The 14,411-nt window shown below is 70.1% G+C and carries 1 protein-coding gene (cut by a window edge); it reads left to right on the top strand.

Going from position 1 to position 14,411, the window contains the following annotated elements; translation table 11 throughout:
* The first annotated feature begins 522 nt into the window (after positions 1-522).
* Positions 523-14,411, top strand: the beginning of a protein-coding gene (locus NM1_RS06625) for a non-ribosomal peptide synthase/polyketide synthase (RefSeq protein WP_157123862.1). Its footprint extends 38,080 nt past the window's final position; 13,889 of the gene's 51,969 nt are visible here — the first part of the coding sequence; its start codon is at positions 523-525; the stop codon falls past the right edge of the window.

Below are 14,411 nucleotides of genomic sequence, written 5' to 3'. Positions count from 1 at the left end.
CGCCGGACAGGCAGATCACGAGTGTTTCGGTCGACGCCGGGACGCACCCGTCGAGGTGAGCAGCGCAGCCTCGGCGGCGCGGGGGTGATCTCCGCCATCGCGCACGGCCGGAACGCTCGAATCCCCCCGAGCGGGGAGCCCGATACGCCTCGTCAGACGGCCCGCGAACCGGTACGGTAAGTTCCTTCATCCTGCCCTGTCAGGCAGGACGCGAACGGTCCGCAAGGTCCGAAATGAACGAACTCCCATGATGCTCAACGGCTATGACCCTTTTTGGTCAGGTGGCCGGAGTGGGCGGTAGATTGGTCCGGTGGTCAGCAGTGAGGTTCAGCGAGTGGATTATCCGTGCCCGCCGGGTGTGGTCGGTTCCATGTAACAAGATCGGCCTGGCCGACGGATAGATCCTACGAACATTTTTGTCTGATTGAGTTCGAAGTGAGCCCCGAGCGCCGGACGCCACGCTGAAACAGGTGAGCGTCCGCGTCGGTGTGCCATCGGGGAGCGCTGCACGGTGTTCCGGAAGTGAGGTTAGGGTTGGACCGGCTGGATTTCGGCGGAAACGGCGAAGCTGGCAGCGAGGTGACGCCCACGCCGGTTTCGGGGGAGGATCTCTTCCCGCTGTCTCCGGCGCAGCTCGGTATCTGGTATGCCCAGCATCTGGATCCGCTGGTGCCGATCAATATCGCCCAGTACGTCGATCTGCGGGGCGATCTGGACCGTGAGATCCTGCGCCGCGCGTGCATCGACTCCTCGGACGAACTCGACTCGGGCTTCATGGTCCTCGCCGAGCGCGACGGCGAGCCGATGCAGTACATCGATCCGACCATCCCGGACCGGGACGAGATCGTCTACCTCGACCTGCGCGATGCCGACGATCCCGAGGCGGCCGCGCAGGAGTGGATGCGCGCCGAGTACAGCCGCCCGCTGGATCTGCTGAACGATCGCCTGATCAGGCTCGCCGTCCTGCAGCTGGCCGACGACCACTGGTTCTGGTACCTCCGCGCGCACCACATCGTGCTCGACGGCTTCAGCGCGATGAACTACCTGAACCGCGCGTGCGAGCTGTACACGGCCTATCTGAATGAGGTCGAGCCGAAGCCGTACAAGCCGACCAAGCTTCGTGAGCTGGTCCGATCCGAGTTCGAGTACCGCGACAGCACCCGCTTCCAGTCCGATCGCGAGCACTGGGCGCAGCGCGTCGAGGGGCTCGAGGACGGGACGAGCCTGGTCGGCCGCTCGGCGGCCCCCGCCCCGCTGAACGGGGTCGCGAGCGCGGCGCTCTCGCCGGAACAGGCGGAACTGCTGGACGCGGCCGTGCGGCGGCACGACTCCTCTCCGGCGGCCCTGCTGCTCGCGGGCTTCGCCACCTATCTCGCGCAGTGGACCGGCAGCGAAGAGGTCATCCTCAGCCTGCCGGTGACGGCGCGTACCACCGCGATCATGCGGCGCTCGGGCGGCGTCTCGTCCAATATCGTTCCGCTGCGGCTGCCGGTCGGGTACTCCTCGACCGTCGCCGACCTGCTGAAGTCGGTGACCGTCGAGGTGTCGGGCGCGCTGCGGCATCAGCGGTACCGGCACGAGGACATCCGCCGCGACAGCGCCGGTGGCGAGGCGGTCACCAAGGAATTCTTCGGTCCGTGGGTCAACATCATGTTGTTCCAGGACGAAGTGTCCCTGGGCCCGGTGGTCGGTCACATGCACGTGCTGTCGACCGGCTCCATCGAGGACCTCGGTGTCAATTTCTACCAGTCGATGGGCGGGACGGTCTCGCACATCGACTTCGAGACCAACCCGAACCTCTACACCGAAGACGAAGCGCGGCAGCATCATTCGCGCTTCCTGGAGTTCTTCGACCGATTCCTGGCGGCCGATGCGGACCAGGTGCTGTGGGATCTGCCGATCACCACCGAATCCGAACTCGACCGCACCCTGGCGGCGTGGAACGACTCCGACCACGAGGTGCCCGACACCACCCTGCCGGCCCTGCTGGACGACCGGATCGCGCTGAGCCCGGACAGTATCGCGCTCGACTTCGAGGGCGAGGCGCTGACCTACGCCGAGTTCGGGGCGCGGGTCAACCGCCTGGCCCGGGCGCTGATCGCCGACGGCGTCGGCCCGGAATCGCTTGTGGCCCTGGGCATGCGGCGTTCGCTGGAGCTCGTTATCGGTATGCACGCCGTGCTGCGGGCCGGTGGCGCCTATGTGCCGATCGATCCGGACCATCCGGCCGAGCGCACCGCCTACATCCTCGAATCCGCCGCTCCCGTCTGCGTTCTCACCGTTTCGGGTGACGAGATGGAGCTGCCGGAGTCGGTGCGGCGGGTGTCGATCGACACCCTGGACACCTCCGAGTTCTCCGACGCGCCGGTCACCGACGCCGACCGCCGGGCGCCGCTGCGGCCCGGCCACACCGCCTACGTCATCTACACCTCCGGCTCCACCGGACGGCCCAAGGGCGTGGCGGTCACCCACCACGCCATCGTGAACCAGCAGCTGTGGATGCTGGATCAGTACGGTCTCACCGGCGACGACGTCTACCTGCAGAAGACCGCGACCACCTTCGATGTGTCGCTGTGGGGCTACTTCCTGCCGCTGCTGGTCGGCGCGAAACTCGTCATCGCCACCCCCGACGGGCATCGCGATCCGGCCTACGTCGCCGATGCGATCGAGCGGCACGGCGTGACGGTGACCGACTTCGTGCCGTCGATGCTGACCGTGTTCGTCTCGCACGCCACCCGGGCCCAATGTGCCTCGCTGCGTGCCGTTTTCGTCATCGGTGAGGCGCTGCCGCCGGAGACCGCCGCCGGGTTCCGCGCGATCAGCACGGCGGGGCTGCACAACCTGTACGGCCCCACCGAGGCCGCCGTCTCGGCGACCTACTGGGAGGCAACGGAATCCGACACCACGATCGTGCCGATCGGTGTGCCGGAGTGGAATGTCGAAGTCTACGTGCTGGATTCGCGGCTGCGCCCGGCGGCGATCGGCGCTCCGGGTGAGCTGTACCTGGCCGGTCGGCAGCTGGCTCGGGAGTACCGTGGCCGGGCCGACCTGACCTCCGACCGGTTCGTCGCCAACCCCTTCGGGGCCGGGGACGGAGATGGTGCCGGGGGCGAGCGTATGTACCGGACCGGCGACCTGGTGCGGTGGAACGACGCCGGTGCGCTGGAGTACATCGGCCGCACCGACTTTCAGGTGAAGTTCCGTGGTCAGCGGATCGAGCTCGGTGAGATCGAGACCGATCTGCTCGCCCATCCGGCGGTCAGCCAGGCCGTCGTGCTGGTGGCCGACACCGCTACCGGCCAGCAGTTGGCCGCGTATGTTGTTGCGGCTCCGGGGCTTTCGGTCGATCCGGCCGATCTCACCCGCTTCGTCGGCGAGCAGCTGCCGAGCTACATGGTGCCCGCGTCGATCATGGTGCTGGATGCGTTGCCGCTCAACACCTCCGGCAAGCTGGACCGCAAGTCGCTGCCCGAGCCGGTGTTCGCCGCCGACGCGGCCGGATACCGCGCCCCCCGCAACCAGGTCGAGGAGATCGTCGCCGGTGTCTTCGGCGATGTGCTGGGACACGAGCGCGTCGGCATCGACGACAACTTCTTCGATCTGGGCGGCAACTCGCTGGTCGCCACGCAGGTGGTCGCGCGGATCTCCGCGGCGTTCGGGATTCAGCTGGGCGTGCGCGCGCTGTTCGAGACGCCGACCGTGGCCGCCCTCGCGGTGCGGGTCGAATCCGCCACGCCCGCAAGCATTTCGCGGCCGCCGCTGGTAGCGCAGCCACGCCCGGAGCGGGTGCCGCTGTCGCTGGCGCAGCAGCGGATGTGGTTCATCAACCAGTTCGATCCGACCGTGCCGACCTACAACCTGCCGTTCGTGGTGCGGTTGCGCGGCGAGGTCGACCTGGACGCACTGCAGGCGTCGCTGCTGGACGTGATCGCCCGCCAGGAGTCGCTGCGCACGATCTTCCCCGAGTCCGAGGACGGCGGCTACCAGCGGGTGGTGCCGATCGACGAGGTCGACCTCGGCATCGAGGTGCGGCCGACGGACGAGGCCGAACTGGCCGGTGCGCTGGCCGAATTCGCCTCCACCGGCTTCGACGTGTCGCAGGAGCTGCCGATCCGGGTCCAGGTCCACCAGGTGACCGGGCCGGGCCACGACGGCGACTACGCGGTGGCCATCGTCGTGCATCACATCGCGGGCGACGGCTTCTCGTTCGGTCCGCTGGCGCGCGACGTCACCGCCGCCTACCTGGCCCGCGCGACCGGGCAGGCCCCGGCGTGGGCGCCGCTGCCGGTGCAGTACGCCGACTTCAGCCTGTGGCAGCGCGAGCTGCTCGGCGCCGAGACCGATCCGGATTCCATTGCCTCCCGCGAGATCTCGTACTGGCACGGCGCCCTGGCGGGCCTGCCGGATCAGCTGGATCTGCCCACCGACCGCCCGCGCCCGCCGGTGCAGAGCTTCCACGGCAGCCGGGTCACCTTCGACATCGATCCGGAGATGCACGCCCGGCTGACGAGTCTCGCTCGGGCACAGGGTGTTTCGCTGTTCATGGTGCTGCACTCGGCGCTGGCGGTGCTGCTGGCGCGGCTGTCGGGCACCGGCGACATCGCCATCGGCAGCCCGGTCGCCGGGCGCGGCGAGCAGGCCCTCGACGACCTGATCGGCATGTTCGTCAACACCCTCGTGCTCCGCACGGAGGTGGACGGCGCCGAGCGGTTCACCGAATTCCTCGACCGCACCCGCGATGCCGACCTGGCCGCCTTCGCGAACGCGAACGTGCCGTTCGAGCGCCTGGTCGAGGTCCTCAACCCGACCCGCTCGCAGGCGCGGCATCCGCTGTTCCAGGTGATGCTGTCGTTCCAGGAGCTGTCGCACGCCACCATGGAGATGGACGGCCTGACGGTGTCGGCCGAGGAGCTCGACGTCGACATCGCCAAGTTCGACCTGGTGTGGACGCTGACCGAACAGCGCGGCGCCGCAGGCGAACCCGCCGGTGTGTCGGCCGTGGTGTCCTATGCCACCGACCTGTTCGACGCGTCCACCGTGGCCGAGTTCGGCCGCCGCTACCTGCGCGTGCTCGATGCCGCCGTCGCGGATCCCGGTGCCCGCGTGCGCGATATCGAGATCCTTGACGACGCCGAGCGGCAGACGGTGCTGGCCGACTGGAACCGCACCGCGCGCGAACTGCCCGCGGTCGCGGGCTCGGCACCCGGCACGGTGCTGGACATGTTCGCCGAGCAGGTGCGGGTGCGCCCGCAGGCGACCGCGCTGATCTTCGACCCGGGCGATCGCGAGGACGAGTTCGGCCCGGCCGGAGAGCTGAGCTACGCGGAGTTCTCCGAGCGCGTGAATCGGTTGGCGCGCAAGCTGATCGACGAGGGCGTCGGTCCCGAATCGCTGGTCGCGATCGGCATGCGGCGCTCGATCGACATGTTCGTCGCCCTCTACGCGACCCTCACCGCCGGCGGCGGATACGTGCCGGTCGACCCGGATCACCCGGCCGAGCGCACCGACTACGTGCTCGGCAGCTCGAAGCCGGTGGTGTTGCTCACCACCACCCGCGACGGCGTCACCTCCGACGACTGCCGGGTCATCGAGGTCGACACCGTCGACCTCGGCGAATTCGATTCGGCGCCGGTCACTTCCGAGCAGCGCCGCGCCCCGGTGCGGCCGGAGCACATCGCCTACGTGCTGTACACCTCCGGATCCACCGGCCGCCCCAAGGGCGTCGCGGTGAGCCATGCCGCGATGGTGAACCAGACCGCGTGGAAGATCGCCGAATTCGGCCTGGACGAGACCAACGTCGCCCTGCACAAGACGCCGTTCACCTTCGACGCGTCGATGTGGGAACTGTTCGCCACCTTGGCCGTCGGCGCGAAGGTGATCATCGCAGCGCCGGACGGCCATCGCGATCCGGTGTACCTGTCGGAGGTCATCGCGCGGCACCGGGTCACCCAGACCTCGTTCGTGCCGTCGCTGCTGCCGGTGTTCGCCTCCAGCGCGTCGGCGGACGAATGCCTCACGCTGCGTGCGATTTTCGTCGGTGGTGAGGCGCTGCCACCGGCCACCGTGACGGCCTTCCGGCGGTTCAGCACCGCCACCGTGCACAACCTGTACGGCCCCACCGAGTTCACGGTCAACGCGACCGCGTGGACGCTGCCGCCCGCCAACGGCCATGCCGCGGTGCCGATCGGCCGCCCCGTGTGGAACGCACAGGCATACGTGCTCGACGAGAGCCTGCGGCCGGTGCCCGCCGGGGTGCCCGGTGAGCTGTACCTCGGCGGCGTGCAGATCGCCCGCGGGTACCACGGGCGCGCGGATTTGACCGCGGAACGGTTCGTGGCCAACCCCTTCGGGGACGGTGGCCTGGATGGTGCGGGCAGTCGCCTGTACCGCACCGGTGACCTGGTGCGGTGGAGTGCCGCGGGTCAGGACGGCGTGCTCGAGTACATCGGCCGCACCGACTTCCAGGTGAAGTTCCGCGGTCAGCGCATCGAGCTCGGCGAGATCGAGGCCGCGCTGCTGGATCACCCGGACGTCAACCAGGCCGTGGTGCTCATCATCGATACGGTGACCGGCGATCAGCTGGTGGCCTACGTGGTCCCCGCGCCCGGTGCCGATGTCGATACCGACGCCGTGAAGGCCGCTCTGGTGCAACGGCTTCCGGTGTACATGGTGCCCTCGGCCGTGGTGGCGCTGGACGAGTTCCCGCTCAACGCGTCGGGCAAGCTGGATCGCAAGGCGCTGCCGGCGCCGCTGTTCGCGGTCTCCGAATTCCGCGCTCCGACAACGCCGATCGAGGAGATCGTTGCGCAGATCTTCGGCGAGGTGCTGGGGATCGCCCGCGTCGGCGTCGACGACGACTTCTTCGATCTCGGCGGCAACTCGCTGATCGCCACCCAGGTGGCGTCGCGGCTCGGCATCGCGCTCGACACCCGGGTTCCGGTCCGAATGCTGTTCGAGGCCAGCACCGTTGCGGCGCTGGCCGCGCGTGTGGAGTCCCATGCGGGTGACGGCGCGCGCAAGGCGCTGGTGGCGCGGGAGCGGCCGGAGCAGGTGCCGCTGTCGCTGGCGCAGCAGCGCATGTGGTTCCTCAACCGGTACGACACCGCGTCGGCCGTCGACAACATTCCGGTCGCGATCCGGCTGTCCGGCGAGCTCGATGTGGCGGCGCTGCAGGTCGCGGTCATCGATGTGATCGATCGGCACGAGTCGCTGCGCACCGTCTTCCCGGAGACCGGCAGCGCGCCGGTCCAGGTGGTTCTCGATGCGGCGCAGATCGTTCCGGACCTGACCCCGGTCCCGGTGACCGAGGGCAACCTGATCGCCCACCTGATCGAGCTGGCCTCGATGGCGTTCGACGTCACCAACGAGGTGCCGCTGCACGCCCGGCTGTTCGAGGTGAGCGAGTCCGAGTACGTGCTCGGCATGGTGGTGCACCACATCTCCGCCGACGGCTGGTCCATGGGCCCGCTGGCCCGCGACGTGATGATCGCCTACGCCGCGCGCACCATGTGGGAGCAGCCGGCGTGGGTGCAGCTGCCGGTGCAGTACGCCGACTACGCGCTGTGGCAGCGCGAGATGCTGGGTTCGGAGGACGACCCGAATTCGCTGATCTCCGACCAGATCCGGTACTGGCAGCGCGAACTCGCCGAGCTGCCCGACGAACTGGTACTGCCCTCGGACCGCCCGCGCCCGGCGGTGGCGTCCTACCGCGGCGGCGTGCACTCGTTCGTGATCGCACCCGATACCCAGGTGCGCCTGGTGGAACTGGGCCGCAGGCACAACGCGTCGCTGTTCATGGTGATGCACAGCGCCCTGGCCGTGCTGCTGGCCCGGCTGTCGGGCACCTCGGACATCGCGATCGGCACGCCGGTGGCAGGCCGCGGCGAGGCCGCCCTCGACGACCTGATCGGCATGTTCGTCAACACGCTCGTGCTGCGCACGGATGTCGACGGCGCCAAGACCTTCGCGCAGCTGCTGGGGCAGGCACGCAATACCGATCTGCAGGCGTTCGCGCACGCCGACGTGCCGTTCGAGCGGCTGGTGGAGGTGCTCAATCCGGCGCGCTCGCAGGCCCGGCATCCGCTGTTCCAGGTGGCGCTGTCGTTCGAGAACCTGCCCGAGAACACCTTCGAGCTGCCCGGATTGCGGGTCTCCACCGTCGATTTCGAGGTCGACACCGCGAAATTCGACCTCTCGCTGACGCTTCGAGAGGCCGGTCAGGGTTCCGACGGTGGCATGCTCGGCGAATTCTCCTTCGCCCGTGACCTTTTCGACGACGACACCGTGCAGGAGCTCGCCGGTCGCTTCATCCGGCTGCTCGAGGAGATCACCGAACGGCCCGAGCTGCCGGTCGGTGAGCTGGAGCTGCTGGCGCCGTCCGAACGCGCCGATCTGCTGGGCCGCACCGGCGGACCGGCCGTCCCGACGCGTTCGCTGCCGGAGCTGATGGCGGCGGCCGCCGCCGACAACCCCGAGGGGCAGGCCGTCGTCTTCGAGGGCCGCTCGCTCACCTACGCCGAACTCGATGCGGCCTCTGCGCGGCTGGCGCGGGCGCTGATCGAGCGCGGCGCCGGTCCGGATGTGCTGGTGGCCGTGGCCATTCCGCGGTCGATCGACTACGTGCAGGCGGTGTGGGCGGTGGCCCGCGCCGGTGCCGCCTTCCTGCCGGTGGACCCGGCCTACCCGGCCGAGCGCATCGCGCACATGATGTCGGATTCCGGTGCGCGGCTGGGCGTCACGCTCGCCACGGAGGTGGACGGGCTGCCGTCCATCGCCGGCGGGGAGTGGCTGTCGGTCGACGATTCCGAGGTGGCGGCCGCGATCGCGGCGCAGTCGGATGCGCCGATCACCGATGTCGAACTGCGGCCCGAGCACGCCGCCTACGTGATCTACACCTCCGGTTCCACCGGTGTGCCCAAGGGCGTCGTCGTGACCCACGCGGGCCTGGCGAACTTCAGCACGGTGCAGGTGGAACGCTATGGCCTGGACCGGAATTCGCGGGCGCTGGCCTTCGCCTCGCCGTCGTTCGACGCGTCGGTGCTGGAGCTGCTGCTGGCCGTCGGTTCCGCCGGTGCGCTGGTGGTGGTCCCGCCGGGTACCTACGGCGGCGACGAGCTCGGCGAGCTGATCTCGCGCGAGCGGGTCACCGTCGGCCTGATCACGCCGTCCGTGCTGGCCTCGCTGGACCCGGCGGCGCTGGCCGGGATGCGGTCCATCATCGCCGGCGGTGAGGCGCTGACGGCCGACCTGGTCGCTAAATGGTCTGTGGTGCCCGGTGATTCGGGCGACCGCGAGGCGCGCAGCCTGCACAACGCCTACGGCCCGACCGAGGCGACGATCGCCACCAATATCAGCGGTCGGCTGCTGCCGGGCGATCCGGTGTCCATCGGCGGCCCGGTGCGCGGCATGCGGGCGCTGGTGCTGGACGCGCGGCTGCGGCCGGTGCCGGAGGGCGTGGTCGGCGAACTCTACGTCGGCGGAATCCAGCTGGCCCGAGGCTATCTCGCGCGGGCGGCGCTGACCGCCGACCGCTTCGTGGCCGACGCCTACGGGGAGCCGGGCGCGCGGCTGTACCGCACCGGTGACGTGGTGCGCTGGCGGCGTGACGCCGCGGGCGAGGCCGTCGTGGAGTACGTGGGCCGCAACGACTTCCAGGTGAAGATCCGCGGCTTCCGCATCGAACTCGGCGAGATCGACGCCGCGCTGACCAGTCATCCGGATGTCGACTTCGCGGTGACCATCGGGCGCAACAACGACGCGGGATCGACGTTCCTGGTGTCGTACGTGCGCGCGGTGGCCGATCGGAGCATCGATGTGACCGCGCTGTCGGCGCATGTTTCCGACCGGCTACCGGCGTACATGGTGCCGACGGTCATCATGGTGCTCGACGAGATTCCGCTGACCCCGGTGGGCAAGCTGGACCGCAAGGCGCTGCCGGAGCCCGAGCTGGCTCCCCGCGAATTCCGTGCCCCGGCAACGCCGCTGGAGGAGATCGTCGCGGGCATCTTCGCCGATCTGCTCGGCATCGAACATGTCGGCGCGGACGACGACTTCTTCGAGCTGGGCGGCAACTCGCTGATCGCCACCCAGGTCACCGCCCGGCTGGGCGCCGCGCTCGACGCGGAGGTCGGGGTGCGGGCGCTGTTCGAGGCGCCGACGGTCGCCGGGCTGGCCGCCCGCGTGGGTGCGCGGGCCGGAACCGGTGTGCGCCGCCCGCTGACGGCCCAGGCCCGCCCCGAGCGCCCGCCGCTGTCGCTGGCCCAGCAGCGGATGTGGTTCCTCAACCGCTTCGACAGCGGGTCCGCCGCCAACAACATCCCCGTGGCCGTGCGCTTCACCGGCGAGCTCGATCTCGACGCGCTGCGCGGTGCGGTCGCCGATGTGGTGGCGCGGCACGAATCGCTGCGCACGGTCTATCCGTCCGCCGACGGCATCGGCTATCAGCAGGTGCTGCCCTCCGCGCAGGCGGTCCCGGAGATCGACGTGGTCCCGGCGGCCGCGCACGAATTGCTGTCGGTCGTGGGCGAATTCATCGGCCGCGGCTTCGACGTCACCGCCGAACCGCCGGTGCGGCTGCGCATCTACGAACTCGGCGACGACAACCACGTTCTCGTGGTGGTGGCGCATCACATTGCCGCCGACGGGTTCTCGATGCGCCCGCTGGTACGCGACCTGATGACCGCGTACCTGGCGCGCACCGCCGGACAGGTGCCGGACTGGTCTCCGCTGCCGATTCAGTACGTGGATTACGCGCTGTGGCAACGGGATACGCTCGGCTCCGAGGACGACCCGCGGTCGGTGCTGTCCGAGCAGCTCGACTACTGGCGCGGCACCCTGGCCGGACTGCCCGACGAGTTGCGGCTGTCCACCCGCCCGCGCCCGTCCGTCGCCGCGTATGCGGCCGGAACGCATCGGTTCCGGGTGCCCGGCGCGCTCGTGGAGGGGCTCGGCGCCGTCGCGCGGCGGCAGGGCACCACCCTGTTCATGGTGGTGCACAGCGCGTTCGCGGCGCTGCTGGCGCGGCTGAGCGGTACCGACGACATCGCGATCGGCACCCCGGTCGCCGGTCGCGGCGAGCAGGCGCTCGACGATCTGGTCGGCATGGTGGTCAACACCCTGGTGCTGCGCACCGACGTCGACCCAGGCGCCGCGTTCACCGATCTGCTGGCCCAGGTGCGTGAGCGTGACCTGGCCGCCTTCGCGCACGCGGGGGTGCCGTTCGAGCGGATCGTGGAGGTGCTGGAGCCGACCCGCGCGCCGGGACGGCACCCGCTGTTCCAGGTGATGCTGACGTTCCAGAACCTGGGTCACACCGCACTGGAGCTGCCGGGCCTGACCGTGTCGGAGCTCGGCGTCGACCCGCCGACCGCGAAGTTCGATCTGCAGCTGACCCTGTCCGACCAGGCCCCGGGGACGGGCGACGAGGGCGCCATGGAGGCCGAACTCGTCTATGCCGCAGACCTTTTCGACGCGGAGTTCGCCGAGACCTTCACGCAGCGACTGCTGCGGGTGCTCGGTGGCGTCGCCGCCGATCCGACCACGCGCGTCGGCGACCTGGAGCTGCTGGACGCGACCGAGCACACCCTGGTGCTGCGGTACTGGAACGACACCGAGTTCCCGCTGGACGCGGCCCTGCCGCGGGTATCCGACGATGCGGCGGCCACCCTGGTGTCGCTGTTCGAGGCGCAGGTCTCGCGCGGTCCCGCCGCGGATGCGGTGACGTTCGAGGGGACAAGTCTGTCCTACGCCGAGTTCGCCGCGCGGGTGCACCGCCTGGCGCGCTGGCTGATCGGTCGGGGCGTGGGTCCGGAATCGCTTGTCGCCCTGGGTATGCGGCGCTCGCTCGACCTGGTGGTCGGCATGTACGCCGTGACCGCGGCCGGTGGCGCGTACGTGCCGCTGGATCCGGATCATCCGGCCGACCGCACCCGCTACATCCTCGATACGGCGCGGCCGGTGTGCGTGCTGACGACCTCGCGCGACGGGGTGGACCTCCCCGGCTCGGACACCGTGGTCGAGATCGATCGGCTGGAGCTCGACGACCTCGCCGATACCCCGCTGACCGACGCGGATCGCGTTGCGCCGCTGTACCCGTCGAATACCGCGTACGTCATCTTCACCTCCGGTTCGACCGGCCGTCCCAAGGGCGTGGCGGTCAGCCATGCGGCGATCGTCAACCGCCTGGTGTGGATGCACGCGCAGTACGGCCTGGCCGCCGACGACGTGGTGCTGCAGAAGACCCCGGCGACGTTCGACGTGTCGGTGTGGGAGTTCTTCTGGCCGTTGCAGGTCGGTGCGCGGCTGGTGGTGGCGAAGCCGGACGGGCATCGCGACCCGGCCTATCTGGCGGAGCTGATCGCCGCCGAGGGCGTGACGGTCACCCACTTCGTGCCGTCCATGCTGGCGGTGTTCCTGGCCGCCGATCGGATCGGCGAATGCACCGGCCTCCGTAACGTTTTCGCGTCCGGTGAGGCGCTGCCCGCCGCCACCGCGCAGCAGCTGCGCGAGCTGACCGGCGCCCGCCTGCACAACCTGTACGGCCCGACCGAGGCGGCGGTCGACGTCACCTACCACGAGGTGACCGACGCCGACACCGGCTCCGTGCCGATCGGCGCGCCGGTGTTCAACACCCAGGTGTACGTGCTGGATTCCCGGCTGCGCCCGGTTCCCGTGGGTGTCGCGGGTGAGCTGTATCTGTCGGGTGCGCAGCTGGCCCGCGGATACGTCGCGCGGCCGGACCTGACCGCGGATCGATTCGTCGCGAGCCCCTTCGGGGCCGGGCACGGCGAGGAACCACAGGGCCAGCGCCTGTATCGCACCGGCGATCTGGTGGTCTGGACCGCGGCGGGTGAGCTGGAATACCTGGGCCGCACCGACTTCCAGGTGAAGCTGCGCGGCCAGCGCATCGAGCTGGGTGAGATCGAGGCCGCGCTGACCGGCCTGGACGCGGTCGCGCAGGCCGTGGTCGTGGTGCGCTCCGACGAGCGCACCGGCGATCAGCTGGTCGCGTACGTGATCCCCGCGCCCACCGTGGAATTCGCGCCCGATGCGGTGAAATCAGCTCTGGCGCAGGAGCTTCCGGCGTACATGGTGCCGACGGCATTCATGGTGCTCGACGAGTTCCCGCTCAATGCCTCCGGCAAGCTGGACCGCCGCGCCCTGCCCGCACCGACGTTCGCCGCGAAGGTCTTCCGCGCCCCCGCCACCTCGGTGGAGCAGGCCGTCGCCGACACCATCGCCGAGCTGCTCGGCCTGGATCGGGTGGGCCTGGACGACGACTTCTTCGAGCTGGGCGGCAACTCGCTGATCGCGACCCAGGTCGCCGCCCGCCTCGGCGCGGCCCTCGACACCGAGGTGCCGGTGCGGATGCTGTTCGAGGCCTCGACCGTGGCCGGACTGGCCGCGCGGGTGGAATCGCATGCGGGACAGGGCGGCCGGACGCCGCTCACCCCGCGGACCCGCCCCGAACCGGTCACGCTGCCGACCGGCGAGACGGCGCGGCTGGTGCCGCTGTCGCCCGCGCAGCAGCGGATGTGGTTCCTCAACCGGTTCGACAACCGCACCGCCGTCAACAACATTCCGGTGGCCGTCCGGCTGTCGGGTGCGCTCGACGTGGACGCGTTCGCCGCCGCCGTCGGTGACGTGCTCGCGCGGCACGAGGCCCTGCGCACCGTCTACCCCGAGGTCGAGGGCATCGGTTATCAGCGGGTGCTGCCGGTCGGCGAGGCCGCGTTCGAGCTCGCGACCGCGACCGTCACGGCCGACGAGTTGCCTTCGCGCGTCGCCGAGCTCGTGGGTGTGTTCTTCGATGTGACGCGGGACCTGCCGTTCCGCGCCACCCTGCTCTCGCTGGCGCCGGACGAGCACGTCGTGGTGCTGGTGGCCCATCACATCAGCGCCGACGGCTTCTCGCTGCGCCCGCTGCTGCGGGATGTGGTGGCGGCCTACGCCGCCCGCGCGCAGGGCGAGGTGCCGCAGTGGACGCCGCTCGCGGTGCAGTACGCCGATTACGCGCTGTGGCAGCGCGAGGTGCTCGGCGCCGAGGACGATCCGCAGTCGCAGGCCGCGCGCCAGATCGCCTACTGGACCGAGCAACTGCGCGACCTGCCCGATCAGCTGGAACTCCCGGCCGATCGGCCGCGGCCGGAGATCGCCTCCAATGCCGGTGCCACGCAAGAGTTCTCGATCGACGCCGACCTGCACGCGGCGCTCGTCGAGCTGGCGCGCTCCCGCGGTGTCACGCTGTTCATGCTGATGCACGCGGCCCTGGCCACCTGGGCCTCGCGACAGGCGGGCAGCACCGATATCGCCATCGGCACCCCGATCGCGGGCCGCGGCGAGCGTGCCCTCGACGACCTGATCGGCATGTTCGTCAACACGCTCGTGCTGCGCACCGAGGTGCGGCCCGACGC

Origin of the sequence: Nocardia mexicana NBRC 108244, assembly GCF_001613165.1 — a bacterium.
Classification (GTDB): Bacteria; Actinomycetota; Actinomycetes; order Mycobacteriales; family Mycobacteriaceae; genus Nocardia; species Nocardia mexicana.
Note: the sequence above shows the minus strand (reverse complement) of the source record. Positions and strands in the feature narration are given on the sequence as shown.